The organism is Streptomyces sp. NPDC001137 (assembly GCF_040298885.1).
Taxonomy (GTDB): Bacteria; Actinomycetota; Actinomycetes; order Streptomycetales; family Streptomycetaceae; genus Streptomyces.
Genome location: NZ_JBEPBA010000028.1, coordinates 65310 through 91711 on the forward strand (window position 1 = coordinate 65310; position 26402 = coordinate 91711).

The following is a 26402-nucleotide window of genomic DNA, read 5'->3' on the forward strand; positions in this document are numbered from 1 at the left end:
CGCCGAGACGCAGCGCGTCGGCCACCGCCACCACCACTGATCATCCGCCCCGGAGGAGCATGTCCCACCCCGTCCCCTACCCCGTGAGACTGGCCGACGAGATCACCCGCCAGCTCGGCCAGCTCGCCGACCACCTCTCGCAGCTTCCCCCGCCCCAGGCCGCTCAGGTCATTGCCCGCGTTCTCGACCCGGACACCGGAGTCCTCGGCGGCGTCACCCACCTCGTCTCCACCGGAAGCCTGTTCGCAAAGGACCAGGCGGAGCGAGGCGCGCTCCCCGCGGAGGTGTGGCTCGCCCTGGGCCGCGCGTCGAACGAACTGCACGACGTCGCCCTCGACCTGGACGAGCACAAGGACACCTTGCAGCACGTCGGCACCCAGCCCACCACTGCGGCGGCAAAGCCCCCGGCACCCGCACCGCTCGTCGTCCGGCGGCACCGGTGAAGAAGAGGCAGTGGCAGGGCTGGGGACCGGGCGAGCAGGCCGAGCAGGCCGAGCAGGCCGAGCAGCACTACCTCGTCCAGCCCCGTGGCCTGGCTGGTGGCGGCGATGTTCGGCACGTCTCGGAGTTCCTGCGCGCCTCGGGCTGGCGGGACAAGTCCAAGTCGGGCGGCCCTCTGTTCATGGAGAGTCCGGACCGCACCATCCGCGTCTCCTACGACCCTTACCTCCTTCCCGGCGGGTGGACCATCCACGGCCAGGCAGACGGTGCCAACGGCGAGTGGTCGGCGCACCTGGGCCGGCAGACCCCTGTGGAGATCGTCGCCGGTCTGACCGACGCTCTCACCCGGCCCCGCTCCGCACACGCCCCCAACGTCTGGGCGCCGTTGCAGGAGCAGAATTGGCACACGCGTTTCGAGGGCGAGCACTACATGGCGACCAGCCCCGACGGCACCGCGTGGATGCAGTACCACCAGGGCGCCGACGGCTCGGCGATGTGGTGGACCGGAGCGCAGGACAAGCAGGGCAATGGCTGGACAGCCAACTTCACGCCGAACACCCCTATGTACCTGGTGCAAGCCTTCTCGACCGAACTCGCCAGCCCCGACCCCGTGATGCGCCCGCGCGGACGCGTGCCGCACAGCGCGCAGATCCCTACCTGGTCGGTCTCCGTCAAACCCTCCCAGCTCAGTGCGTGGCAGCAGGCCCGCATCACGGCCGCCCGCGCCGCCACCTGGGCCCGCAACAGCGCCCGAAGCACCCGGCCGCGCACCAGCCCCCGTCCCTACACCGAGACCGGCCGTGCCCGGACCCGCCGCTGACCCCCGCCCCCTTGCAAGGAGCCCGATGCCCGCACTCACCCCGGACACCATCCGCACCCTGACCGAAACGCTGGCGGACCTCACCGACTACCTGCGCGAGAACCCTGAGCCCGCGGAGGCCCTCGCCCTCGTCGAGCCTCTCCTCGACGAGTACACGGGCCTGCCCGTCCAACTCGCCGACACGCTGCGCGCCCTCGCCCGCGCAGTACAGGAACACCCGGACACCCCCCGCAGCGCGCAAGTTGACCTCCTGATCGCCGAGTTGCGCACGTCCGCGTGGGAACAGACCGACCAGCACACCCTCCACTACGTCGTGGACGACCTGCGCCACCTGTACGGCAGCGCCGCCACGAGCGAGCCGGGGTGCTGCTGGTGCCGCTGAGCGAACGGCAGCTCGCCTCCTTCGCCGACAAGCACGGGGGGCAGATCCCGTTCGACACCAGCCCCCGCCACCTCGCCGGTCCCGGAGACGCCCGCCACGTCACCCACGGCCTGGCCGCCGCTGGATGGAGCGCCGTCTCCGATCCCCTGAGCGCCGAGATCGTCCTGCGCAGCCCTGACCTTCGCTACCGTCTCCAGTTCGACCCGCAGTCCCGCACCTCGGCGTGGTGGCGGCTACGGGCGGAGCCCGCCGGCACCGAGCCCGGCTGGTACGCCGAGTTCGGCGAACTCGTGCCCGCCGAGGTCCTCGCCGCGTTCACCGACGCCCTCATCGCCCCGCTGCCACAGCAGCCGGACCCGTGGCAGCCGGTGACCTCGGCGGGATGGCACCACGGCTCAGGCGGCACCGCACGCTCGCCGGACTCCATGTGCCACATCGAACTGCGCCCGCTGAGTGAATTCCATGACCGGTCGTCCTGGCACATCGAGACCCGCGAGCCCGGCCACGGAGAGTTTCCCGGCCCGCGCATCTGGCACGCCTACCTCGACGAGCACACCCCCACCACCTGGCCAGTGCGTTTCTCACCGCACTGGCCGACCGCAGCCCGCTCCAGCGCGGCATGTACGACCGCACCGGCCACTACAGCGCCGTACAGGAGCCCAGCCCGCTGCGACCACAGCAGGTGGTCGACGCCCACGCCACGCGCCTCAAGTCGCTCCGCACGCAGGCACGCTCCGCCCGCCGCCAGCAGATGAAACCCGCCACGACCCTGGTGCACGCCGGCAGCGCGCAGCCGGCCGCTCGCCGCTGAACCGACAGGACCCCTCCCCATCTCCCGAGACCACCACGCACACCGCGACTTCCTGCGCCATCTCGACCACTACGTGCGTGACAGCAAGAAGATCCTCGACGCCTGGGACGCTTACTCCGACGAGCACACCGACCTCGATGGCTGGCCTTACGACGACCACGCCTACGGCATGCGCGCAAGCCAGCGCGACGCCGACACCTCCGAGGCGTTCGAGCCGCTCCGCTACGGCGCCCGTCACCTGCTGGCGACCGCCGAGACACAGCTGGCCCAGCTGCCCGAGAACACGGTGCAGAGCCGCTGGGTCTACCAGTTGGGCGTCCTGCGCGACGCCCTCGACCGGCTCGACGAACTGCACGAGCAATGGCTGGTCACCCGCGACGCGCTCCCCGCCACCGCCAAGCCCGGCACCGCCGAATTCGACGACGCCCTCGCCGAGCATCACGCCGAGTCGTGGAGCTACCTCGACGACTGGGCCACCCATGGCAAAGCGCTCCGGGAGATCAACACCGCTGCCCGCAAGGCCCATTCGCCTCTGGCCTCTATACCGGCCCCTTCGGCCGTCCGGCGAATCGCGGCACGGAAGTGAACATGCCCGCGACTCCCGAGACCGTCGAGGTCGACTTCATCACCCCGCGCCACCTCGCCGGCGGCGGTGACCCCGCCTGGATCACCGTCCCCCTCCACCGCGCCTGCGGCTGGAGCCACGGCAACGACCTCCTGATGCCGCGCGTCCTGCTTTCCAGCCCCGACCAGAAGGCCATCCTTCGCCTGGAGCCCGACCCCGACGGACAGTGGTGGACCCTTCACCACGCAGCCGAGCCGGACCGGCCCGCCTGGTACGCCAGCTTCGGCGCCCGCCCCCCGTCGAACTCATCGCCGCCGTCACCGACACCGTCACCGACCCGGCCCCAGCCGCTGACGCGCCTTCCGACCCGTACGGAGCACCCCGACAGACCGGTTGGTCACCGTACGGCGACAACAGCCTCGTTTCCCCCGACAAGACGGCGTACATCGAGCGCCTGGGAACGCCGGCTGATCCGGAAGCCTGGTTCGTCACCGTCACCCTCGGCATGCATCAGAAGGTGTGGCAGGCCCGCTTCGGCGAGCACACCCCGCCTCACGTCGTCGCCGCGTTCACCAGTGCGCTCGCCGATCCGAAGCCCGTGCTCCGCATCGACCGCGGGCGCAGTCTGCCGAGCCTCGCCCCCAGCGTCGTCACCCGCCAGACCACGGATGTGCGCACCGTGTACGTCGCCGGGGCGCTGGAAGAACGCGTCCAAACCCTCGCTGCCCGGCGCGTGACCGCGCCGAGGGTCTCGATCCCCTCGCGGCAGCAGTCGGCCAGGAACACCCGCAGCCGCTGACCCTCACCTCCCCGCCCGGAAGCACGTAGCCCTTGCCCCCTTCCTCCTCCAGCAGCAACACCGACGGATACGACCTCGTCCTGCGCCTTCTCCTCGGCGTGCTCGCCGTCGTCGTCCCCCTGTCCCACCTGGCCTGGCTGTCCGGCAACATCACCGCCTACCTCACCGGCACCAGTTGGGCCCCGTACCAACCGACCGAGGCCCTGCTCCATCCCGAGCAGGTCTGGCCCCACGCAGGCGAAACGTCCCTGCTGATCGGTGCCCGCATCGTCCCCGTTCTCCTGCTCCTGGCCTTCGGGGTGGGGGCGGGCATCCTGTGGGCCCGGCACAAGAACCGAAGCGGCGGCCGGACGAAGTTCACCGACATGGCCAAGGCCCGGGACATCGAGCCGCTGATGGCCAAGGCGATCACCGACAAAGCCCGCTCCCTGCGCCCCAGCCTGAAGGACAGCAAGCACATCGACGCGAAGGACACCGGCATCCTTCTCGGCAACCTGCAAGGCAGCCGGCACGAGGTCAGGATGGGGTTCGAGGACGTCGCTGTCGCGATCATGGCGCCCCGGTCCGGCAAGACCACCTCGCTCGCCATCCCGTCCATGCTTGGCGCACCCGGCCCGGTCCTGCTGACGTCGAACAAGGCCGCCGGCGACGCCTTCACCACCGCCTACGAGGCGAGGGCCCGGGCGGGGACGGTGTGGACCATGGATCCACAACAGATCGCGCACGCCGCCCGCGAGATGTGGTGGAACCCCCTCGCCAGTGCAACCACCCTGGACGGGGCGAACCGGCTCGCCGGACACTTCCTCGCCGCCTCGGTGGACGCCTCCCAGCAGGGCGACTTCTGGTCCAAGGCCGGCAGCAACATCCTCTCCCAGCTGCTCCTCGCCGCAGCGCTCGACAAGCGGCCGATCACCGACATCATGCAGTGGCTCGCCTTCCCCGCCGACCGCACGCCGCTGGACATCCTGCGCGACCACGGGTTCACCGCCGTCGCCGCTCAGCTCAAGGGCACCGTCGAAGGGCCGCCCGAAACCCGAGACGGCATCTACGAGACCGCCCGGCAGTACGCCTCCTCGCTCCTGAACGCGGAAATCGCCGCCTGGGTGACACCGCAGAAGGACGTCCCGGAATTCCGGCCGGAGCAGTTCGTCACGTCCACCGACACGCTGTTCCTGCTCAGCAAAGACGGCGGAGGCGGAGCATCGGCGCTGATCGCCGCGTGCGCGGACTCGGTGATGCGGGCCGCGACCGCGCAAGCCGAGCGCGCAGGCGGACGCCTCGACCCTCCGATGCTGGCGATCCTCGACGAGGCCGCCAACGTGTGCAAGATCAGCGACCTGCCGGACTTGTACTCCCACCTCGGCAGCCGCGGGATCATCCCGATCACGATCCTGCAGTCCTACCGCCAGGGCCAAAAGGTCTGGGGGGACGCGGGCATGGACGCCATGTGGTCCGCCTCGACCGTCAAGGTCATCGGTTCCGGCATCGACGACCCCGACTTCGCGGACAAGCTCAGCCGCTTGATCGGCGACCACGACGTGGAGACCACGTCCACCTCGCACTCGGAGTCAGGGAAGTCGACCTCGGTCAGCATGCGGCAGGAGCGGATCCTGCCCGCCGACGCGATCCGCGCCCTGCCCAAGGGGACCGCGCTCTGCTTCGCCACCGGCATGCGCGCCGCCATGCTCGACCTACGGCCGTGGTACCGGGAGCCCGGGGCGGAGGAACTGTCCGCGGCGTCCGCCCGCGCGTCCGCGGCGATCACTGCCCGCGCCGTCGCGAAGCACGCACCGAAGCAGTCCGACTTCGGGAAGGCCGTGTGAGCGCCACTTCGCTGCACCTGGTGCCGGTCCGCTCACGCCAGGCGAAGGACTTCGTGCGCACCTGGCACCGCCACCACCCAGCGCCTGCAGGGCAGATCTTCGCCGTCGGCGCCGCCGACGAGACCGGCATCCTGCGCGCCGTGGCCATCGTCGGCCGGCCCGTGGCCCGCCACCTCGACGACGGCGCCACCCTGTTGGTGCATCCGGCTATCAGAACGTGCGGAAAGGCGAGTCAGGTAGCTGCGGGGCGGTGAGGCCCGCCCTGGAGCATGTCGGCAGTCATTGCCCATCGTTCGTGGTCCAGCCACGCGCCGTTGATGTGCTGGAAGCTCCGGGCCCGCCTCGCCTTCGCCCAACACCCCACCACTTTCCCGCCACCACCGATAGGAGATCCGCCTTGCCCGAAGCACCAGCAGAGCCGTTCATGCCGATCCGGCATGCCATCACCGGCGAGATCACCACCACCGGCTACAACGCCGCCGCCCGGCGGATCCTGCTCCAGTCCGGCTTCGAAGAGACGCCAGGCTGCGCCTGCCGAGCGACGGAACCCGGTACGGAGCGGACGCACGGGCCTGCTCGGCAGCCGGCGAGCTGCTCGTCGCCGGCCATCCCCTGCACCTGGACCGAGCCCTCGGTCGGCCGGTGAGCGCCGACGGTACGCCCCGGTTGGCCCGGTCGCCGATGTCGGCACAGTCCGTGATCCGCTTCGAGAGCGGCCAGCCTCTCCAGCGCATCGCCAACCCAACCCGCACCCGCACCTGTTGAAGGGGCCGCCTCGTTTTGACCACACCCGGAACGCCTACCAGTCCAGCGCGCACCAAGGGCGGCGAACTACGGGCCAAGGTGGCCCGGCTGCTGGCCGACCGGCCGGCGGACACGCTCACCATCGGGGACATGGCCAGGCAGCTGGGCCACTCCCACGGCGCCGTCCGCAACGCCGCCCTCACCCTGGTGCGACGCGGTGAGGCCGACCAAGGCGGAAGTGGACAACCGGAGTTCCGCGCGAACGCGAAAACCGCCGCAGCCGCGCAGACCGCTGTGATCAGCCCACCGGGCACCCACTCTCCCCGCGCCCAGGCGGCCAAGGCCCGCACGACCTTTCCCGCAGCATCCACGCCCAGGCAGACCGGCCCGATCCGCCGCGCGGGGGGCCAGCTCTACCACCCCCGGGAGCTGGCCGATCTGCCCGACGTCGAGGCGTTGAATCGCTTGCGCGACGCCGACGTGCCGGTGCTGCTCTACGGCCCTCCGGGCACGGGCAAAACGTCGCTGGTGGAGGCGGCGTTCCCGGACCTGCTCACCGTCGCCGGTGACGGCGACACCACGGTCGGCGACTTGATCGGCGAGTACACACAGGACGACGCGGGAGCCTACGTCTTCCAGTACGGTCCGCTGGTCACCGCGATGACCGAGGGCCGCGCCCTGCTGATCGACGATGCCACCTTGATCTCACCGAAGGTCCTGGCGGCGCTGTATCCCGCGATGGACGGGCGCAGGCAGATCCAGGTCAAGGCCCACAAGGGCGAGACCATCAAGGCCGAGCCGGGCTTCTACGTGGTGGCGGGCCACAACCCCGGCGTCCACGGCGCGGTGTTGACGGAGGCACTCGCGAGCCGGTTCAGCGTGCAGATCCAGATCGGCACGGACTATGACCTCGCCCTGGCCTTGAGGATCGATGCCCGGGTGGTCCGGGTCGCCCGACACCTCGCCCACCAAGTCGAACTCGGCGAGCTGGGCTGGGCCCCCCAACTGCGAGAGCTGCTCAGCTACCAGAAGACCGAGGCCGTCCTCGGCACCAAAGCCGCGCTCGCGAACCTGGTCGGCATCGCTCCTGTGGAGGATCGCGACATCGTCGCCGCCGCCGTCATCAAGGCTGTCGGCGTCAAGAAGATCGCGCCCCTCACCCTCGGCAAACAGCTCCCCGCCACGGCCGTCCGGCAGCCCCCGGGCAGCACCGGCTCCGCACACCGGGGCCACGCGCGATGAGCGCCCACCACCACGTCCAGTCCCCCGCCACCACGCCGGACGACGACGCCGACCTCGCGCGCTGGGACGACGACGGCGCCCCGCCCGCGCAACCCCGTTCCTCCCCGGCCGCGTGGCTGCGCGTGGGAGCCGAACTCGGCGACCGGCTGGTCGCCCTCTCCGGCCGCCAGGACCTCCTCGTCACCTGCCGCCCCGGCACGCGCAGCGGCGCACCGGCCGCGTTCTTCCCCACTCTGGGCGAGGTCGAGTTCGACGCCGGCCTGTTCGCCCCGCTGAAGCCCCACGAGATCCATCCGCGGATCGTGGGCGACGAGGAGCGCTATCCCGCCGCCTGGGGAGTGTTCGTCCACGAGGCCGCACACGCCGCCCACTCCGTCTGGACACAGCCTGCCGGAGCCAGCCCCCGTGTCGTCGAGGCCGCGCTCCTGCTGGAGGAGAGCCGCGTCGAAGGCGCACACCTGATCACGCGGCCCACGGACCGCACGTACCTGCGCACCAGTGCCCGAACCCTGGTCATGCCCGACATCGCCCACCCCACCCTGAAGGGCATCGAGCAGGCCGCCGCCGTGGCGGCCCTGGTCCTCGGCCGCCGTGACGTCGGCATCCTGGACGCCGGCGAGACCCGGGCCGTCGCCGATCTGTGCGAAAAGGTGCTGGGCGCAAACCTGCTGACCACCCTCACCCGCATCTGGACCGCAGCCCACCAGTGCGCCGACCACGACGCCACGACCATGCTCGCGCACGCTCAAAAATGGTGCGACGCCCTGGACACCGCGGCCCCCGCCCTGCCCGTGCCGGACAACCTCACCGACCTGCTGTCCGGCGCCGTGGGGATCGTCATGGACAGCACGGCCGCCACCGACGCCGCCGACCTCGCGGCACAGGCCGCAGCGACCAACGCCATCGACGCGCAGTCCAAAGCGCAGACTCAGGACCGCGCCCAGCGGGCCGACCAGCGACGCAAAGCCGCCGCCACCGCCAAGTCGGTCTTCAACACCCGCGGCACCGTCAACCCCGACGGCACACCCGCGCCCCACAGCAATCCCATCACCGGCACCCGCAGGCCCACCGCCGCCGAGCAAAGTGCCGCCGCGCGCCTGAGCCGCGCCCTGCGTGCCGCCGCCTACCGCGAGCGGACCGAGGAGCGGACCACCAGCCCCACCCCGCCCGGCCGCCTCAACATGCGCGCGGCCCTCGCCCGCGACGCCCAGCGCGCGGCCGGGTCGGTCCCCACCGCGGAACCGTTCACCCACACCCGCCGCCGGAACTCCCCCACCCCACCGCTGCGTGTGGGTATCGCCGTCGACGTCTCCGGCTCCATGCGTGCCGCCTGCGCGCCCGTCGCGTCCGCTGCCTGGATCGTGGCACGCGCCGCAGCCCTGACCGACCCCGACTCCCTTACCGCCACCATCGCCTACGACAGGCACCTGACCGCACTGATCCGGCCCACCCACCGAGCACCAGAGCGCGTGACGACGTTCGATGCCAACGGCGGCCACCACAACCTCGGCGACGCCATCGACGCACTCGACCAAGGCCTCGAACTCAGCCGCCCCGGCGCCGGCCGCCTCCTCGTGATCGTCACCGACGCCCGGTACGCCAGCGACGAAACCGCTCAAGCCGTCACCCGCGTCAAGCAGCTCACGACCGCCGGCTGCGCCGTACTCCAGCTCACCCTCACCGCGAAGTCCCACCACTTGCCGGGGACCACCTTGCTGCACCTGCCCCAGCCCTCCAGCGCTCCCGTCGCCATCGCCAAGGCGGCCACAGACGCCATCCGCAGGACACGCTGAGACGACGCAGAAGGCGGAAGCGTCCCCGAGACCACCGCCAAGCACTCCAACGGCTCCCTGCACTCACCACCGCCCGACCAACCAGCAGCCCGAAAACGAGCGCGGCACGCGCGGAGACCCGTTGGTCTTCCCCTTTCCTCCCATCTGCTGCACGCCCTGACGTTCCAGTCAGTCCGTCCCAGCGCGCCGCTGGCGCCCCTCCCGGCCTGCAGCCCGCCGAACCCCTTGGACCACCGTGTCTCTTCTGGAGTTTCCCGATGTATTCATCGGGTCCACCGACGACGGACACACCTTCGTCGTCCTCAACCGTCGCATCCGCGACGCCGATCTGCTGCTTACCGAGGCCGGCTTCCTCTCCCGTGAACACCTCGGCCGCAGGCTCTACCTGCTGCCACCGGGCACCGCGCAGGAGGCACACGAGCGCGCCGGAATTGCGATGTACGGGCTACTAGCCCACACACGACCTCATCGACCTTTCCTGGACGACACGCTGGAGCCCCGACCATCAGGCAGTCGACCCAGACCTTCACTTCCAGTTCGGTGACGGCACCGTTGCGGTGACCGCCAAGACCACCAGCGCCCGTTCGCTCCTGGAGCAGCACGGCTTCGCACCCACGGCAGACGGCTCGCTCTACCGCCCGCAGCAGGGGCTGGACGAGCGCGGACTGCTCGGCGTCGTCACGGCTGCCGAGGCGCACGCATACGCCCACGGTCTCAGCGCGCGCGTCCAGCTCGGCATCCCCACACCAGCCGACATCCCCGCCAGCGCCCGCCGCCGCCCAACTGCTGGCACCGGCCCGCAGACCACGCCCTCGGCCCGTCGCCGCACCCGCTGACGACCTTCGCAGACGCCATCACCGCCATCCGAGGAGTTACCACGTCCTCCGACACCCCCACCGTGCATGCTCTCGCCCGCGCTCTCGCTGACCAGCTCCACCCCGGTGCCGCTCCCCGAGACGCGACCGTCAGCTTCGGTGCCCGCCGTCAAGCCCCCGTCGAATACCGCAGGCGAGGTCGGGGCGGGCCCGTGACGGTCTACGCCCAGGCACTGCACGCCGCCCTCTACGGCCTCCCCACGCAAGACGAGCCGTTGCCCGCCGCCTTGGACTCGCTGCTGCAGGCCACGCACACCGCGACCGCCCCGGAGCAGAAGACCGCAGTCCTGCGGCAGGTCGCCGAGCAGCTGCGCAATGCCGCCGAGATCATCCAGCGCTACCAGTACCGAGCCCAATGGGACCGGCTCCCCGACGACGTCGCCAAGCAGCTCGCTGACGCCCACGACCAGGCCCAGCAGATCGCTCAGGCCCTCGACCGGGTGGCTCCCGCCTTCAGCAGCCCGCCCACCGCGGACAACGCACCCGGCCAGCAGGCCACTCACGGCCGGAACGCCAGCGCTCCGGCGCTCCCCGACTTCACCGGTCGCACGCCACCGCTGACCTGCAGCGACAGCCCGACTGCCGAGAAAGGCACCCCCTGGCCACCACTGATTCCCTTCGCACCATCCTGGCCCAACCCCCATGCGCGCTGGGCGTGTTCGTTCCCGCCGGATTGTGCCCACCCCACGTCGAGCGCCGTCAGGTCGACCAGATCGCACGGGCAGGTGCCGACCTGTTCGAGGTCGGCCTCGCCCACCATGACGCCAGCCTCGACGGACCCGTCATCCAGGCGGCCTACCGCCGCGCCCTGCAGCACGCGAACGTCCACGACCATACGGTCCGCACGGTCGAGCATGCCGCGCGCCTGCGGCCGACCGTCGTCATGACCTACTGGGAACCCGTCGACCGACACGGCCCCGAACGCCTGGCCCATCTGTTCGCCGACGCCGGTGCCGCCGGCGTGATGGTCGTCGACCTGTCCGACCACCAGGCAGCCCGCTGGCAGGACGCAGCGAAGGCCGCGAACCTTCACACACCACGCCTCGTCCCGCACCACAGCGCTGAAACCGACCTCGCCAGGGTGTTCGCCGGCGCGTCGGGATGGCTCTACGCGCCCGCAAGCACGGCTCCCACCGGCTATCGCGGGCCGCTCGACATCCCGGCTCTCGCCGACTTCACCGAGCGCCTGCGCGCCGCGAGCCCCCTGTCCGTGGTCTCGGGCGTAGGGATTTCCACCCCCGCCCTCGCGGCACGCGTCGCTCCGCTGGTGGACGCCGTGGTCATCGGCACCCCCGTCGTCCGCGCCCTGACCACCGCCCCCGAGCGGGCACCAGCACTGACCGCCGCGTTCGCCCAGGCCCTCAACCCGCACACCGCCATGGAGATCCGTGCCTGACCCCATCAACCCGGCCCTGGCCCGGATCACGGCCGACGCGTTCACGCTGCGCCGGGCCCTGCACTCCCGCCCCGCCGAACAGGCACACACTCTGGCCGCTCGGATCACCGAGGCCCAGCAACTCGCCGGCACCGCCCTGCGGCTGTTCCTCGACCTCGCCCCGCACGCGGCGCAGCCCTCGCCCACGGACCTGCTGCTCCTTGACCGAGTCGCGCAGATCGCCAAGGCCGCCCAGGACGCGGGCGCCGAACTGACCGCAGCCCTTGCCCGCGCCGTAGAGAACCGGCGCCGCCAAGCCGACGCCAGATCAGGACGGGTCGTCCTGGTCGGCCCGTCACCACAGCAGTTCATCGAGTCGGCCGTCGACCTCCTCGACCACATCCCAGCCCTCTACCACGCCATATCCCGCGACCGGCTGATTTCCTTCAGCCGCTGACGCATCGGCGGCAATTAGGGCACACCCCAAATTCCCCCACCCCCCAGGACAGATCATTTCAGACCAGCCCCAATTCCGCGCCCTTTCCCTTGGTGCGGGGGTTCAATCCAGCACCCTCCTCGCCCTGTCAGCAGAGGGCGTCCTTCCAAGGGTCGACTACGCGATTTTCGCAGACACCGGATGGGAACCCGAAGCCGTTTATAATCACCTTGACCGTATGGAAAAGGAGATAGCCAGGCCTGCCGGAATTCCGGTACTTCGCGTATCGTCCGGAGACATTCGCAGTGACGCCCTGAACCCGGATCACCGGTTCGCATCCATGCCTCTCCACATCCTCAACAAGGACGGGCGACCTGGAATGACCCGGAGGCAGTGTATGGGCGAATATAAGGTAAAGCCGATAAAGCAGAAGGTTCGCGAATTGCTCGGCTATCCCTACCCGGCCCGCATCCCCGCAGGAGTGTTCGTCGAACAATGGGTGGGAATCTCGACCGATGAATTCCATCGCGCCAAGGATGCCGACGTCAAGTACATGCGCAACCGGCATCCTCTTCTGGATCTGTCCTGGAGCAGGTCCGACTGCGTGCGATACCTGACCTCGCTCGGTCTTGCCGATACGCCGAAATCGAGCTGCCTGGGTTGCCCGTTCCACGGAAATGCACAATGGAGGCATTTCAGGGACACATCGCCGTCCGAGTGGGCGGACGTCGTCGAATTCGACGCGGCCATCCGGCAGGGTAATGCCCGCGCCAACGCGTCGGGCAGCCGTCTGCTTGGTGAGGCATTTCTGCACCGCTCCCGCGTCCCGCTGAGCAAGGCGCCGATCGACCACGTCACCGCGGCGGAGCGGGCCACCCTGCGGATCGGTGCGGACGAGGCCGACGTACTGGAGAAGGGCGTCGAGGACGGCTGCTCGCCCTGGGCGTGCCGGGGCGACGCCGATGCCCTGAGTCAGGACGACTTCGGGCTGGCCACGTGATACTCGATCTCTTCGCGGGGCCTGGCGGCTGGAGCCGGGCACTGCATGTCCTTGGCGCGCGCGACGTCGGGCTGGAATGGGATGAATGGGCGTGCAAGACCCGTGCTGCGGCTGGACAGTTGACCATCCGGACCGACGTGGCGTTGTATCCGACCTGGCCGTTCATCGGCCGCACGCGCGGGCTGATCGCTTCCCCGCCGTGCCAGGCGTGGAGCATGGCCGGCAAGCGTCTCGGCCTGCTCGACCAGCCGTTGGTGCATGCGGCGGTCGAGGACCTGGCCGCCGGACGCGACACCCGCGAACGGCTCCTCGCCGCGTGCCGTGACGAGCGTTCCCTGCTCGCGGCCGAGCCGATGCGCTACCTGCATGCACTGAACACGGTCGGCGAGCCCGACTGGGTCGCCATGGAGGAGGTGCCGGACGTCCTGCCGCTGTGGAAGCAGTATGCGGCCGTTCTGCGCGGGTGGGGGTTCTCGGTCTGGTACGGGATCCTCAACGCCGCCGACTTCGGTGTTCCGCAGACCAGGAGGCGGGCGATCCTGCTGGCCTCCCGGGTCCGTACGGCCCAGCCTCCCATGCCTACGCACTCCCAAGTCGCCGAGCCGGAATCACTGTTCGGGCCGGGCCGCGCCCGCTGGGTGAGCATGGCCGAGGCCCTGGGGTGGGGCGCGACCGACCGGCCCGTTCCCACCGTCTGCGCCGGTGGCGGGCCTGGCGGCGGACCCGAACCATTCCCGTCGGGCTCCCGCAAGACACTCTCCGACGCCCGGGAGCGCGGCACCTGGATGCCCCGGAGGGACGGAGGGGTCCTTCGATCCCGTCGTGAAGGCGCTGGATGGGCGGACCGGCACGGCACACACGAGCACCGGGCCGCCCACCTTCCGGCTCCGGCGTTCACCGCCGAGGCGCACCGCTGGTCCTGGTCCCTGCGCAGCAACAACCAGGCCAACGCCACCGTCCGTCCGCTGTCCGAGCCGGCAGGCACGCTGTTCTTCGGGCACCGGGCCAACGAGTGCACCTGGGTCGCCGAACCCACCTCGCCTCCGACTACGGACACCGGCACGGACGCGTCGGCAGTGCCGGAGCGGATCCGGATCACCGCCCGCGAGGCCGGCCTCCTGCAAACCTTCCCGGCCGACTACCCCTGGGCCGGCAACAAGGGCCAACAGTTCTCGCAGATCGGCAACGCCGTACCGCCGTTGCTCGCCGGCCACCTCCTCGCACCGCACCTCGGCGTCGCCCTCGACCCCGACGACTTCACTCTCGCCGCCTGATGCCAGAAGCCTACGAACCCGACGAAGACGACCTCTACGCCAGCTCACCACCGCAGCCGGTGTTCCACGTCGAGCAGGCCCTCCTCGGCGCCCTCCTCCTCGAGCCGCACCGTCTCGGCGACGTGACCGGCATCTCCGCCGACTCTTTCTCCACAGCAGCACACTCCGCCCTGTTCGCCGCGATCAGCACCCTGCCGCCCCCCGACCCGGCCGACCACGCGAAGAACACCAAATGGCTCGACCGCGTACTCGCCGCGGCTCGCGAGCAGGCACGCGGACTGACCGCCTCAGACCTGCACGCCCTCGTCCAGGTCTGCCCCTGGCCCCGCCACGCACCGGCCTACGCACGCATGGTCGAAGCCGAACACGCCCGCCGCCGCCTGCAGGCAGCCGCCGAACGCCTCGTCCAGACCGTCCACGATGCCTCCCTCCCACACCCCGTCCAGACAGTGCTCGCCGAGGCCGACGCGCTCACCGCGGTCGTGGACGACATCGCAGCCCGCTTCCCACCACGCGCCGGCGTGCTGCCCCGCACCGAGGCACCATCGCCGCCCGTCCCACCTGACTACATGGAGGCGGTCGAGGAGGAGCGATTGCTGCTCGCGACCGCCACCGCCTGCCCCGCCGACATCGAGTCCGCCCGGTGGCTGCTCCCGGACGACCTCACCCTGCCCTTGCACGCCGGTCTCTGGCAGTGCCTGACCGCCCTGGCTCGCCGCCGCGAGCCCGTCGACCCCGTCACGGTCCTGTGGGAGGCCCAGCAGCGCGGCCTGCTAGGCGACGGAAGTGACCCGGGCGAGGTGCTCCGCATGCTGGCCGAACCTGCTGGATCCGTGGAGCACTGGGGCGAGCGCGCCCTGCAGCGTTCCCTCCTGGCCACCGCCGATCTCACTGGCCGACAGATCGAGGCGTACGCCGGCGACCCGGCGAACACCCCGTTCCAGCTCGTCGTCGGCGCGCGCCGCTGCCTCGCCGACATCGGCGCGGTCCGCACCCGTTGGCAGCACGCCACCGGAACGGCCCCGACACCACGACCGCGTCCCGCGCCCACCACCCGTGCCGGCCCGCCCACCACCCGTGCCGGCCCTCCGACCGCCATGGCCGCGCCCGTCTCCCGCACCGCGCGAGCAACCCGATAGCACCCCGCACACGCCGGTGGCCGGACCCGAAGGCCCGGCCACCGGCAGAAGAAACGACACCCCACGTGATTTCCAGCATCGGCGCCCACGTCCGCCTCGACACCCACCCACCCATCCCAGCGCCGTGACCGCCGTCCTGACCGGCCTCCAGGCCCACGTTGCCCACCTGGGCCTGGAGGCAGCCGACTGGACCGTCGTCGCCGACAACGTCCTGGTCCTGGTCCGCATCGACCACGAGGAGCCCTACTGGACCAAGGACACAGCCAAGCATCTATGCGCCGAGGGCATCTCGGTCGAGATCACCCCTCGGCTCCGGGAGGCCATGGACGAGGAATGGACCTGGGCCAACTACCCGATGCCGTGGTGCACCCGCAGCGAGATCCGAGAGGTCTCCGATCAGGCCCAGAAGATCCACGACGACATCCGCCACGGCCAGCTGCTCATCCACGCTCACGCCCACGACGGCCACACCACCGTCGCGGTCGGCACCTACCTCCACCGAGGCGGCAAGTCCGTCTACCTCCACGGCGAGGACCATCTGCGTCAGATCGCCGACACCTTCGACTCACCCGCCCAGGCCATGCTCGCCTTCGAGAAGGTACACGGCGCCGAGATGCGCCCCGGCCCGGCACCCCTGACCGACACCGAATGCACCGCCGCCGAAGCCCGCACCCCGCTCGCCCACGCCGCAGCCGACCCCGAACCGGCCCGCCCGGAGCCGGAGACCGTCCCGGCCTACCTGGCCGATGCCGGCGACCACGACGCGCTCCTCGACGCATTCATCGACTCCCACAGCGAATGGGAAAAGTGGCGGACATGGTCGGACGCGACGACCCACGCCATCCACGAGTCCCAGACCCTGCGCATCGAGCGCGTCCACGAGACGCCCGCTCACGAGACCGCCTGGACCGTGGCGGCCTACGAGACACCCGTCTCCGACCGCATGTGGGTCCTCACCCGACCGGCGCCACCCCTGCCCCAGTGTTGGAGGGGTTGCTGGACCACCTCGCCGATGGCGACGGCTGGGACACGCCCATCGGTGCCGCGGTGGACGAGAAAATGGTCGCCGCGGCCACGCAGCCCCTCTCCGACGCCGGATGGAAGCACACCGTGGACGGGCGATGGATCCGCTGGACGTCCCCCGCCGGGGACCCGGGCGTCCAGTTCGACGCCTTCACCGCCCAGCACCCGAGCCAGTACTGGCCACCTGGACCGTCTGGGCCGGCCCCGGTCCTGACCGACCCACCTGGACCATCAGCGCGTCCCCGCACACCCCGAGTTCGCTACTGGCCGATCTCTCCGAGACCTTCGCCACCGAGACCGGCACGCGCCAGGTTCAGCCCGCGGGCCACGAGCACAGGACCCGCCTCGCTACCAGTCCGCCAGCCGCTCCGGCGGGCCCAGCCGCCAGCCGTTCACGCTGATCATTAGCGCACACGAGCGGGGCAACGGCGATCCCGCGCACCATTGACAGTCCACCGCCACGCCCTGCCCGCACGTCGAGAGGCTCCACCTACGACCGCAGACACGTCACGAAGCGCAGCCCGCCGAGAAGCAGGCAGCGGCATCCGATCACGCCGCCGCGTAGCTTGCCCGGAACAGATCCTGCGCCCGCTCCACGTCCCTCGGCGTACGGAGCTGCACCTCCAGATCACCCGTCCCATGGTGACCGAGACCCGACACGTCCCGGGTGAAGCCCGGAACCAGATCGACGTCCTCAGGGTCGACCTTCAGGTAGACCAGCAGCTTGCTCCGCTGCGGCGGACACAGGCAGGCGAAATTCCGCAGCCGCTGATACGCCCGGTACTGCTTACGCTCAACCCGGTTCACACCGTCCCCGAGCCCGAGCAGGACCTCGTCGACCGCGCCCGCCAACTCCACCATCGACGCGCCCTGGACGTCGGCCGCCGCCCGGGCAACCGCTTGGCGCCGCACCCGGCGGCCCACCTGCATGCCGCCGCTCACGGAGGCCACCGTCTCAAGCCCGAGCAGGTCACTGCCGAAGAGTCGGTAGCAGACCAGGTCGATCGAGCGCCGGTGCTCGCGCACGGCATGCACGTCGTAGCGGGTGAAGTCGCCGGCGATGCAGACCAGGCGTGGACCGCTCCACAGGACCTGGGACGCGGCCGTCACCCCGAGCCGGTCGCGGACCAGGTCCTCGAACTCGGCACGGTGGTCCATCAGCCACGCCAGGTAGAAGAGACCCTGATTGATGACGCCGGCGTCGACGCCGCGCTTGTACTCGACGATTACCGGCGATCCGTTCTCGTCCAGCCCGAGAGAGTCGATCCGTCCCCCATGGACCGGCCCGGTGCCGTACTCGCTCGCCAGGAAACGGACGCCCAGCAGCATCTCCATGTGCGCCTCGACGAGGCCCTGCACATCTGCCTCAACCTCAGCAAGCCGCGGCGTGACCTCGGTCACGCCGCTTTGCGTTGTGCCCGTACGAAACAACCTCAAGCCGACCACCCCCGATATCGCATCGGAGATCAACAACGTCGAGTGGGGCGAGATTTGTTTCCGCAACGGCCGTTAATGCGCCAACTGTAGATCGCGATCGTCATGTCTGGGATCGCTCTCTCACGAGCCGTCCCACAGCCCCAGCCGTCGCAGACGGCGCTGTCGATGCCTCTCGTACAGCGCCGTGAGCCCGAAGATCCCGCCAAGCAGAAAGCCGCCGATCGGCGCGATGACGTAGTCCGACGGCTGCACGTCTGGGAGCAACAGGAAGTAGGCGGCCCACACTGCTCCCGTCAGAGGGAACAGGACCACCGGATGCCGGGCTGCGAACTTCTGTGTGCATGTCGGCGGGCGTTCACCGCCAAGGACGCGGTCCACGGCCCAAAAGGCCGTAACCAGTCTTCGCCGGGTCTCTGACATGGCCGAGAGAGTAGCGCGCCAATCAGTCCATCACCGGCGCGAGCCCGCTTCGGCACCTTCCGCGCCAGGGGCATCGGCGCGGAACGTGCCTGCGCCGGTGGGCACTTCGGCCGAACAGGGCACCGCGAGGACGTAGCCGATGCCGCGAACCTCCAAAGCCCTCCGCAGCTTCGGGTCGCCACCGTAGACGCCATCACCGGTGACCCAGCCGACGCGGTGTCCGGCGGCCAGGCACCGTTCGATCATCCCCCGGGCTAGGGATTCGCCGCCAGCCGGGTCGCCGCCCAAGAGGAAAGGGAGCACAGCCCCTCGTGGGCGCGCGAGCCGGGTTCAGCGCTCCAGACGATCAGCTGCTGGTCCGGGTCGGCACACAGGTGGGGGCGTCCCAGGCGAGGCTGAGCTCACCCGCGACCAGGTGGTGGGACATCTTGGTGCCTTGATCGGCGCGACGGTCGTAGCCTGCCTCCTGTCCTGCCCAGCCCGCTTCGGGTTTTGGTGTCCAATACTGTTGTGATCTTCATGTCTGGGATGCGGCTTGCATGACTGGCCCGTGATCGCGCCTGGTGGCGGCGCCGCCAGGCAGACCAGCGGAGTCGGTAGGCCGGGCCGTGCTCGGGCCGGACGGCGACAGTGATGAACAGGCGCTGGATCTCGTTGCAGGTCAGCGAGATCAGGTCGTCCGGTGTGGGTTGCTGTGTATGTTCATCAGCGCGGACGACGGCGAGGAAGGCATGGGCCAGCATCGCGAGGGTGACCCACCGGGCCCACGAAGGGTAGCGGCGGACCTGGTGCTCATCCAGTGCGGCCAGCCCCTTCTCACTTTGGAAGGTCTCCTCCACCCGCCATCTGGAACCTGCGACCTTGACCAGGGTGGCCAGGGACGCCGACGTGGTGGAGTGACAGCGGTAGTAGGCGAGTTCACCGGTGGTGCGCTTGCGGCGGACCAGGAGCTGGTGCGACCCGGGTCTGCCTCGGCGAGGTCGATGACGGCCCAGTCGTAGAACCGCTGTCCCTTCGCGTCGAGACAGCGCAGGCGAGGGCCGCGCCCGCGCCCACAGCGGCCGGACCCACCGCCCCGAGTAGGGACACCGACGAAACTCCCGTGTGGTGCCCACGAGTTCGCCGGGACGGGGCGCGGGCCGACGGCGTGAGCCCGGAGTTTGGCTGCAGAGAACGCGGCATGTTCCGGGGCCCTCACAGGTCGTACGCGGACAATTCATCCTCACTTTAAGTCAAGCGCTTGACTTAAATAATCTTGGCGGAGTTGGCTGAGCAGCGACAGCCAGAAACGGAACCCGAGGAGTGCTCATGACCGAGCTCCAGCCCGAAGATGTGCTGAACTACCCGCTGCCGACCGCCGGCCCGCTGGTACCCCCCGTCGAGTGGCCGGAGCTGCGGAAGAAGTGCCCTGTCGCGCACATTGCGCTGCCCAGTGGCGACCGGGCGAGGCTGCTCACCCGCTACGAGGACGTCAAGGTCGCGCTCTCCGACCCGCGCCTGAGCCGGGAGGGCCTGACCCGGCCCGATGCGGCCCGGATCAGCGCCAGCGATGCGGGCGACATCTTCGACAGCCCGATGGCGCGGGCGCTCAACGACTTCGGCCAGGAGCGCTGGCGCCGGATGGTCGGCAAGTGGTTCACCGCCAAGCGCATGCAGGCGCTCGTGCCGAAGATCGAGGCGATGGCCGACCGGCTCATCGACGAGATGCTGGAGCAGGAGCAGCCCGCGGACTTCGTACAGGCGCTCGCCTTCCCGCTGCCGGTGTACGTCATCTGCGACATGCTCGGCGTCCCGGAGAGCGACCAGGACGACTTCAAGCGCTGGTCGGACACCTTCCTCAGCCTCTCCAAGTACACCGCCGAGGAGATGCAGGCGGCACACCGCGACTTCGGCGAGTACATGGCCGCCCTGATCGAGGAGAAGCGGCGCGACCCCCAGGACGACCTGATCAGCAAGCTGATCGTCGCGACCGACGCCGAGGGCCGGCCGATGACCGACCTCGCCCTGGCCGCCACTGGCCAGGGGCTGCTGCTGGCCGGGCACGAGACCACCGCCGGCTTCATCACCACCATGGCGGCCGTGCTGCTCGCCGACCGCAGTCGCTGGGAGCAGCTGCTGCTGGACCGCTCGCTGATCCGCTCCGCGGTGGAGGAGGTGCTCCGCTTCGAGCCGTACACCGGCTTCGGCATGCTCCGCTACGTCCACGAGAACACCGAGGTGCCCAGCGGCGCCGTGCTGGCCGGTGGCACCACCGTGGTGTGCAGCATGGCCGCGGCCAACCGCGACGCCGACGCCTTCACGAACGGCGAGGAGATGGAGCTGGGGCGCACCCCCAACGCCCACCTCGCCTTCGGCGCCGGGCCGCACTCCTGCCTCGGCCAGCCGCTGGCCCGCACCGAGATGCAGACCGTGCTCGGCGTGCTGCTGCGCCGCCTGCCCACCCTCGACCTCGCCGTCGACCCGGCGGATCTGAGCCGCGTCGAGGGCCTCATCACCACACCGCTGCGCGAGCTCCCGGTCAGGTGGTGAACATGAACGGTGCAAACGTGCGGACGGAACGGGCCGTGGAGACCCGTGAGGCGATCATGGCCGCCGCGGAGCGGCTCTTCGCCGAGCAGGGGCTGGCCGCGGTGTCGAGCCGTCAGATCAGCGAGGCGGCCGGTCAGGGCAACAACACGGCGGTGGGTTACCACTTCGGCAGCAAGACCGGCCTGATCGAGGCGATGATCAGCAGGGGCGCCGGGCCCGTCGAGCAGATCCGGGAGCGTCTGCTCGCCGAGATCGACGGCAGCGACGACATCCGGGACTGGGTCGGCTGCCTGGTGCGCCCGGTCATCGAGTACCTCGACTCGCTCGGCACGCCCTCGTGGCACGCACGCTTCGCCGCCCAGGTGATGACAGACCCCGTGCTGCGGGTGGCGGTCAGTGAGGCAGCCATCGACCGGCCACCGCTGCGCAGGACGCTGCACGAACTCGGCCGCCGTCTTCCGGGGCTGCCGACGGTCGTGCGACATGAACGCGGCGAGATGGCACGGCTGCTGATCGTGCATACCTGCGCCGAACGGGAGCGCGCCCTCGCCGAGGGTGCGGGCGCGCTCCAGCCACCGTGGCAGCACACGGCGATGTCGCTGACCGACGCGATCACCGGCCTGCTGCTCGCCCCCGTCACGCCCCGACCCCACACCCCCACCAAGGAGAACCAGCCGTGAAGGTCACCATCGACGAAGTGAAGTGCTGCGGCGCCGGCCAGTGCGTGCTCATCGCGCCGGAGGTGTTCGACCAGCGCGACGAGGACGGCATCGTCATCCTGCTGGACGCCGAGCCGACCGCCGAGCAGCACAGCACCGTACGCGAAGCCGCGAGCGTCTGCCCGGCCGCCGCGATCCACCTCAGCGAGGAGTCGTGAGCACACCTGAGAGCGTGCTGGTCGTCGGCGCGTCCGTAGCCGGGCTGGCCACAGCTGAGTCCCTACGGCGCAAGGGCTACCGGGGCGCGCTGACCCTCCTGGGCGCCGAGCGGCACTTGCCCTACGACCGGCCGCCGCTGTCCAAACAGGTGCTCTCCGGGGCCTGGGACCCCGAGCAGACGCAGCTGCGCGGGCAAAAGGTGTTGGACGCGCTGGACGCCGAGTTCGTGCTCGGCGATCCGGCGGTGGCGCTGGATGCCGCGGCCCGCGCCGTCAGCACCGCCTCCGGGGAGACGCCGCGCGCCGACGTGGTCGTACTGGCCACCGGCATCCGCCCGCGCCCCTTACCGGGCAGCGAGGGCCTGCAGGGCGTCCATCTGCTGCGCACCCTGGAGGATGCGGCGGCGCTGCGCCGTGAGCTGCTGGCCGCGGCGAGTGCGGTGGTGGTCGGCGACGGCGTGCTCGGCGCCGAGATCGCCGCCACCGCGCGCGGCCTGGGCGCGGCCGTCACCCTGGTCGGCCCCCAGGCGGCCCCGATGGCAGGTCAGTTGGGCCCGCGGGTGGGTGAGCTGCTCGGCCGGGTGCACGCCGAACACGGCGTACGGCTGCTGCTCGGCACGGCCGTCGACGGGCTGACGGAGGATCAGGGCCGGGTCAGCGGCGTCCGGTTGGCGAGCGGTGACGTGCTGCCCGCAGACGTGGTCGTGGTCGCGATCGGGTCCGTCCCGGTGACCGACTGGCTGGAGGGCAGCGGCCTGGTGCTGGACAACGGCGTGGTCTGCGACTCCCGCTGCCGGACCTCCGCGGAGGGGGTCTACGCGGTGGGCGACGTGGCCCGCTGGCACCACCAGGGCCACGGCGCCATGTTCCGGCTGGAGAACCGGACCAACGCCACCGAGCAGGCCGGCGTCGTCGCCGGCAACATCCTCGGCGAGGACCGCGCCTACACCCCCATCCCGTACTTCTGGACCGACCAGTTCAACGCCAAGATCCAGGTATACGGGATGCTCTGCGCCGACGCCGATGTGGAGATCGTCGAAGGCAGCGAGGACAATCGCCGTTTCGTCGCCCTCTACCGCAGCAACGGCCGTCCGACCGGCGTCCTCGGCTGGAACATGCCCAAGCAGACCCGCCTGCACCGGCAGGTGCTCGTCGACGCCGCCGACGCCTCCCCCGCGCTGCAGCGCTGAGCATCCGTCACGAGGAGCGAATCATGACTACGTCACACGAGACCTGCCCGGTCTCAGCCGACATCCCCGACTTCCCCGAGCCGCGTGTCGCCGACTGCCCGTTCGATCCGTCCCCGGCAACGCTGGCGCTGGCCGCCTTCGGCCCGGTGTTCCAGGTCCGGAACTGGGACGGCAAGACCCCGTGGGTGGTGACCAGCCACGCCGAGCAGAAGGCCCTGCTCGCCGACAACCGACTGAGCGTGGACTTCGCCGCGCCCAACTTCCCCAGCCCCATCGCCCACCACGGCGGCGAGGACGAGGGCGGGGCCTACGGCGAGGGCGGCGGGGACGGCCATGGCGTCACCGACATGAGCTTCGTCGGGATGGACGACCCAGAGCACGCCCGGCTGCGCCGGATGGTCAGTGGCACCTTCACCATCAAGCGGGTCGAGGCCATGCGCCCCGCCGTGCAGCAGATGGTGGACGGCTTCATCGACCGCCTCCTGGAGGGGCCCAAGCCCGTCGACCTGGTCCAGGCGTTCTCGCTGCCGATTCCCTCGCTGGTGATCTCCGAAATGCTCGGGGTGCCCTACGAGGACCACGAGTTCTTCCAGAACAACAGCAAGACCATCGTCTCCACCACCGCGCCCCAGGCCGAGCGGCACACCGCGCACACCAATCTGGCCCGGTACTTGGACAAGTTGGTCGTCGAGAAGCTCGCCAACCCCGGCGACGACCTGCTCTCCCGGCTCGCCGAGCAGGTCAGGGCCGGTGAGCTGACCCGTCGTGAGGTCGCCACCATGGGCGTCCTGCTGCTGCTGGGCGGGCACGAGACCACCGCCAACATGATCACCCTCGGTACCCTGCTGCTGCTCCAGCACCCGGAGCAGGCCGCCGCCATCCGCGAGACCGAGGACCCCCAGGTCGTCGTGCGGGCGGTAGAGGAGCTGCTGCGCTTCCTCACCATCGCCCACCTCGGGCGCCGCCGCACGGCGCTGGAGGACATCGAGATCGCCGGGCAGACCATCCGCAGGGGCGACGGCGTGATCATGCTGGGCGAGCTCGCCAACCGCGACCCGTCCGTTTTCCCCGACCCGGGCCGGCTGGACATCACCCGCGACGCCCGCCAGCACCAGGCGTTCGGCGGGGGCACCCACCACTGCGTAGGGCAGCCGCTGGCCCGGATGGAACTGCAGGTGATCTACCCGGCGCTGCTGCGCCGCATCCCTACCTTGCGGCTCGCAACCGAGCTGGACGAGGTCCCGTTCAAGTACGACGCCGTGATCTACGGCGCCCACCAGCTCCACGTCACCTGGTGACCGGGGCATTCCGAAAGTTCCGAGGGTTGTGAGAGCTGCTGGGCGGTCAGGGCGGGGGCCCTGACCGCCCGCCCGCGCCCGGCCGCCCTGCGTTCACAGGAGTTCTGCATGTCTTCTTCACGTTCCGGCCCAGCGGTCCGCCCGGGCGCGATCATCGGAGTGCTGGCCACCGCAGGCATCGTCGCCTCGCTGATGCAGACCCTCGTGGTCCCCCTCATCGGCGAACTGCCCATGATGCTCCACAGCACGGCCTCCAACGCCTCTTGGGCGGTGACCGCGACCCTCCTTGCAGGCGCCGTGACCACCCCGGCCACCGGCCGGCTCGGCGACCTTTACGGCAAGCGCCGCATGCTGCTGGCCTGCATCGTGCCGCTCACCCTCGGTTCCGTGCTGTGCGCGCTGGCCTCCTCGGTCGGCATGATGATCGTCGGTCGCGGACTGCAGGGCATGGGCATGGGCGTGATCGCCCTGGGCATCAGCGCACTGCGCGACGTGATGCCGCCCGAGAAGCTGGGCTCCTCCGTCGCACTGATCAGCTCCTCGCTCGGCATCGGCGGCGCGCTCGGCCTGCCGATCGCCGCCGCCATCGCCGAACACGCCAGCTGGCGCGTGCTCTTCTGGATCTCCGCCGCGCTCAGCGCCCTGGTCGGCGTGCTGATCTGGTTCTTCATTCCCGCCGTCCCCGCCCGTGCGCAGGGCAGCTTCGACTACGTGGGCGCACTCGGCCTGGGCACCGGCCTGATCTGCCTGCTGGTCGGCGTCTCCAAGGGCGCCGACTGGGGCTGGGCAAGCGGGACCACGCTCGGCCTGCTGATCGCCGCGCCCGTCGTCTTCCTCGCCTGGGGCTGGTGGGAGCTGCGCAACCCCGCCCCGCTGGTCGACCTGCGCATCACCGCCCGCCCCCAGGTCCTGATGACCAACGCGGCGTCCGTCGTCGTCGGACTGGCGATGTACTCCTCGTCGCTGATCATCCCCCAGCTGCTGCAGCTGCCCAAGGCCACCGGCTACGGCCTCGGCCAGTCGATGCAGGCCACCGGCCTGTGGATGGCCCCGGCCGGCCTGATGATGATGCTGGTCTCCCCGCTGGGCGCCAAGCTGTCGGCCGCCACCAGCCCGAAGATCACCCTCGCGGTCGGCGGCGCGGTCATCGCGACCGGCTACGCCTCGTTCCTCGCCCTCTCCGGCTCCACCGGCTGCCTGCTGGTCGTCACCGTCATCATCAACAGCGGTGTCGCACTGGCCTACGGCGCCATGCCCGCCCTCATCATGAGCGGCGTCCCGCAGTCCGAGACCGCGTCGGCCAACAGCTTCAACACCCTGATGCGCTCGGTGGGCACCTCCGTCTCCGCCGCCGTTGTCGGCGTCGTCCTCGCCCACATGACCGTCAACCTGGGCGGCCACGCCATAGCCTCCAAGGACGGCTTCCGCACCGGCATGCTCATCGGCTGCGGCGCCGCCCTCGCCGCGGCCGCCATCGCGCTCACCATCCCGCTTCGCAAGCCCGCTCCCGCACGGCAGGACGAGGACGCACAGACCGCGCTTGTGAAGAACGCATGACGGCGTGAGGAGGACTTCGGCCGTGCCCTGTTCGTGCCGGCGTACACCTGAAGTGCGTACGCCGACAGTTCTCCGGCCGCGCTCCGATGGACGGGCGCCGCGCAGCGTGGAGGGCGTGGGAGTCATCGTCGTGCCGCTGGTCTGACGTTGGTGACGGTCACAGTGACCGGGTCGCCTGGCTTTGCAGGGAAGGTACAACGGCCCAGTACGTAGGGGTTCTTCCACTTGAGCCCGGGAAGCATGGCTGGCACTGTCCCGGCTGCGACAGTCGGTTCGGCGGGCCCGGACAAACCCTGGCCCGCCCAATACGGCTGCGGATGCTGGCCCGTGTCACACCGAACTGCATGGCGAGCTCGTTCTCCACCAGCCGCTGCGCCGGTGCCATCTCGCCGTGCAGGATCGCCTGCCGCAGCTGCGCGAGCGCATGCTGTTTGACCTGCTCTCCGGTGCTCGGACGAGCTTCTTTCGGGATCGCTGCCCCCTGAGTGAGTGCCCGTCGAACGTAAAAAACGAGATGGTCGACAATTCTGTCCGCCATACTGCTGGCCTGGC

27 protein-coding genes and 5 pseudogenes are annotated in these 26402 nt (G+C 70.4%); 27 read left to right on the forward strand and 5 right to left on the reverse strand.

What is annotated here, in order from left to right; genetic code table 11:
• The first annotated feature begins 59 nt into the window (after positions 1–59).
• The 21 genes and pseudogenes from ABT254_RS39005 (at position 60) to ABT254_RS39105 (ending at position 16943) form a co-directional block, all read left to right on the forward strand.
• Positions 60–443: a hypothetical protein gene (locus ABT254_RS39005; RefSeq protein WP_285512885.1), complete on the forward strand. Its 384-nt coding sequence runs from the start codon at positions 60–62 to the stop codon at positions 441–443.
• Complete coding sequence (locus ABT254_RS39010; RefSeq protein ID WP_351481386.1) at positions 440–1261, forward strand: SPDY domain-containing protein; 822 nt, start codon at positions 440–442, stop codon at positions 1259–1261. The genes ABT254_RS39005 and ABT254_RS39010 overlap by 4 nt, the downstream gene beginning before the upstream one ends.
• A 25-nt stretch (positions 1262–1286) precedes the next feature.
• Positions 1287–1643: a hypothetical protein gene (locus tag ABT254_RS39015; RefSeq protein ID WP_351481388.1), complete on the forward strand. Its 357-nt coding sequence runs from the start codon at positions 1287–1289 to the stop codon at positions 1641–1643.
• Positions 1634–2454 (forward strand): annotated as a pseudogene (locus ABT254_RS39020) (SPDY domain-containing protein). The gene ABT254_RS39015 and the pseudogene ABT254_RS39020 overlap by 10 nt, the downstream one beginning before the upstream one ends.
• A gap of 73 nt (positions 2455–2527) precedes the next feature.
• Positions 2528–3040 (forward strand): hypothetical protein, encoded by a 513-nt coding sequence (locus ABT254_RS39025; RefSeq protein ID WP_351481389.1) that lies wholly within the window; start codon positions 2528–2530, stop codon positions 3038–3040.
• 134 nt (positions 3041–3174) lie between these two features.
• Positions 3175–3261, forward strand: a pseudogene (locus tag ABT254_RS39030) (SPDY domain-containing protein); the annotation flags it as partial.
• A complete protein-coding gene (locus ABT254_RS39035; RefSeq protein WP_351481392.1) occupies positions 3249–3818 on the forward strand; it encodes an SPDY domain-containing protein in 570 nt (189 codons plus the stop codon). The pseudogene ABT254_RS39030 and the gene ABT254_RS39035, both read left to right, overlap by 13 nt.
• 32 nt (positions 3819–3850) lie before the next feature.
• A complete protein-coding gene (locus ABT254_RS39040) occupies positions 3851–5641 on the forward strand; it encodes a type IV secretory system conjugative DNA transfer family protein (protein WP_351481395.1) in 1791 nt (596 codons plus the stop codon).
• Positions 5638–5895, forward strand: coding sequence for an XF1762 family protein (locus ABT254_RS39045; protein ID WP_351481398.1), 258 nt, complete (start codon positions 5638–5640; stop codon positions 5893–5895). The genes ABT254_RS39040 and ABT254_RS39045 overlap by 4 nt, the downstream gene beginning before the upstream one ends.
• Positions 5896–6065: 170 nt before the next feature.
• Positions 6066–6287: a hypothetical protein gene (locus tag ABT254_RS39050; protein WP_351481537.1), complete on the forward strand. Its 222-nt coding sequence runs from the start codon at positions 6066–6068 to the stop codon at positions 6285–6287.
• 197 nt (positions 6288–6484) lie between these two features.
• On the forward strand, positions 6485–7627 hold the full coding sequence (locus ABT254_RS39055) for an AAA family ATPase (protein WP_351481540.1): 1143 nt from the start codon (positions 6485–6487) through the stop codon (positions 7625–7627).
• Positions 7624–9420 (forward strand): vWA domain-containing protein, encoded by a 1797-nt coding sequence (locus ABT254_RS39060; protein WP_351481401.1) that lies wholly within the window; start codon positions 7624–7626, stop codon positions 9418–9420. Before ABT254_RS39055 ends, ABT254_RS39060 begins: the two co-directional genes overlap by 4 nt.
• 235 nt (positions 9421–9655) lie before the next feature.
• Positions 9656–9964 (forward strand): hypothetical protein, encoded by a 309-nt coding sequence (locus ABT254_RS39065; protein ID WP_351481404.1) that lies wholly within the window; start codon positions 9656–9658, stop codon positions 9962–9964.
• A 13-nt stretch (positions 9965–9977) separates the two neighbouring features.
• Positions 9978–10256, forward strand: a complete 279-nt coding sequence (locus tag ABT254_RS39070; RefSeq protein ID WP_351481407.1) for a hypothetical protein — start codon at positions 9978–9980, stop codon at positions 10254–10256.
• A 694-nt stretch (positions 10257–10950) separates the two neighbouring features.
• Positions 10951–11691, forward strand: coding sequence for a tryptophan synthase subunit alpha (locus tag ABT254_RS39075; protein WP_351481409.1), 741 nt, complete (start codon positions 10951–10953; stop codon positions 11689–11691).
• A complete protein-coding gene (locus ABT254_RS39080; protein ID WP_351481412.1) occupies positions 11684–12127 on the forward strand; it encodes a hypothetical protein in 444 nt (147 codons plus the stop codon). The genes ABT254_RS39075 and ABT254_RS39080 overlap by 8 nt, the downstream gene beginning before the upstream one ends.
• Positions 12128–12344: 217 nt before the next feature.
• On the forward strand, positions 12345–13106 hold the full coding sequence (locus ABT254_RS39085) for a hypothetical protein (protein ID WP_351481415.1): 762 nt from the start codon (positions 12345–12347) through the stop codon (positions 13104–13106).
• Positions 13103–14380, forward strand: a complete 1278-nt coding sequence (locus ABT254_RS39090; protein WP_351481418.1) for a DNA cytosine methyltransferase — start codon at positions 13103–13105, stop codon at positions 14378–14380. The genes ABT254_RS39085 and ABT254_RS39090 overlap by 4 nt, the downstream gene beginning before the upstream one ends.
• Positions 14380–15519 carry a DnaB-like helicase N-terminal domain-containing protein gene (locus tag ABT254_RS39095; RefSeq protein ID WP_351481421.1) on the forward strand — a complete coding sequence of 380 codons (1140 nt, stop codon included), beginning with the start codon at positions 14380–14382 and terminating at the stop codon, positions 15517–15519. The genes ABT254_RS39090 and ABT254_RS39095 overlap by 1 nt, the downstream gene beginning before the upstream one ends.
• Positions 15520–15643: 124 nt before the next feature.
• Positions 15644–16756: a hypothetical protein gene (locus tag ABT254_RS39100; RefSeq protein ID WP_351481424.1), complete on the forward strand. Its 1113-nt coding sequence runs from the start codon at positions 15644–15646 to the stop codon at positions 16754–16756.
• Positions 16641–16943: an SPDY domain-containing protein gene (locus tag ABT254_RS39105; protein ID WP_351481427.1), complete on the forward strand. Its 303-nt coding sequence runs from the start codon at positions 16641–16643 to the stop codon at positions 16941–16943. Before ABT254_RS39100 ends, ABT254_RS39105 begins: the two co-directional genes overlap by 116 nt.
• 148 nt (positions 16944–17091) lie before the next feature.
• Here ABT254_RS39105 and ABT254_RS39110 read toward each other — a convergent pair whose 3' ends face one another.
• From ABT254_RS39110 to ABT254_RS39125, 4 genes and pseudogenes are all read right to left on the reverse strand, one after another.
• On the reverse strand, positions 17092–17988 hold the full coding sequence (locus ABT254_RS39110) for a DUF5655 domain-containing protein (RefSeq protein ID WP_351481543.1): 897 nt from the start codon (positions 17986–17988) through the stop codon (positions 17092–17094).
• 111 nt (positions 17989–18099) lie between these two features.
• Positions 18100–18357 carry a hypothetical protein gene (locus tag ABT254_RS39115; protein WP_351481548.1) on the reverse strand — a complete coding sequence of 86 codons (258 nt, stop codon included), beginning with the start codon at positions 18355–18357 and terminating at the stop codon, positions 18100–18102.
• A gap of 83 nt (positions 18358–18440) precedes the next feature.
• A pseudogene (locus ABT254_RS39120) lies at positions 18441–18657 on the reverse strand (IS701 family transposase); the annotation flags it as partial.
• Positions 18658–18929: 272 nt separating this feature from the next.
• A pseudogene (locus tag ABT254_RS39125) lies at positions 18930–19417 on the reverse strand (IS701 family transposase); the annotation flags it as partial.
• Positions 19418–19707: 290 nt separating this feature from the next.
• Between ABT254_RS39125 and ABT254_RS39130 the strand changes: the two are divergent.
• From ABT254_RS39130 to ABT254_RS39155, 6 genes are all read left to right on the forward strand, one after another.
• Positions 19708–20928 (forward strand): cytochrome P450, encoded by a 1221-nt coding sequence (locus tag ABT254_RS39130; protein ID WP_351481430.1) that lies wholly within the window; start codon positions 19708–19710, stop codon positions 20926–20928.
• Positions 20929–20930: 2 nt separating this feature from the next.
• Complete coding sequence (locus ABT254_RS39135) at positions 20931–21608, forward strand: TetR/AcrR family transcriptional regulator (protein WP_351481433.1); 678 nt, start codon at positions 20931–20933, stop codon at positions 21606–21608.
• Complete coding sequence (locus tag ABT254_RS39140; RefSeq protein ID WP_351481435.1) at positions 21605–21805, forward strand: ferredoxin; 201 nt, start codon at positions 21605–21607, stop codon at positions 21803–21805. Before ABT254_RS39135 ends, ABT254_RS39140 begins: the two co-directional genes overlap by 4 nt.
• Positions 21802–22995, forward strand: coding sequence for an NAD(P)/FAD-dependent oxidoreductase (locus ABT254_RS39145; protein WP_351481438.1), 1194 nt, complete (start codon positions 21802–21804; stop codon positions 22993–22995). Before ABT254_RS39140 ends, ABT254_RS39145 begins: the two co-directional genes overlap by 4 nt.
• 23 nt (positions 22996–23018) lie before the next feature.
• Complete coding sequence (locus tag ABT254_RS39150; protein WP_351481441.1) at positions 23019–24293, forward strand: cytochrome P450; 1275 nt, start codon at positions 23019–23021, stop codon at positions 24291–24293.
• A 108-nt stretch (positions 24294–24401) separates the two neighbouring features.
• Positions 24402–25850 (forward strand): MFS transporter, encoded by a 1449-nt coding sequence (locus tag ABT254_RS39155; protein WP_351481443.1) that lies wholly within the window; start codon positions 24402–24404, stop codon positions 25848–25850.
• 304 nt (positions 25851–26154) lie between these two features.
• On the opposite strand, the pseudogene ABT254_RS39160 reads toward ABT254_RS39155, so the two are convergent.
• Positions 26155–26322 (reverse strand): annotated as a pseudogene (locus ABT254_RS39160) (GntR family transcriptional regulator); the annotation flags it as partial.
• Positions 26323–26402 lie beyond the last annotated feature (80 nt).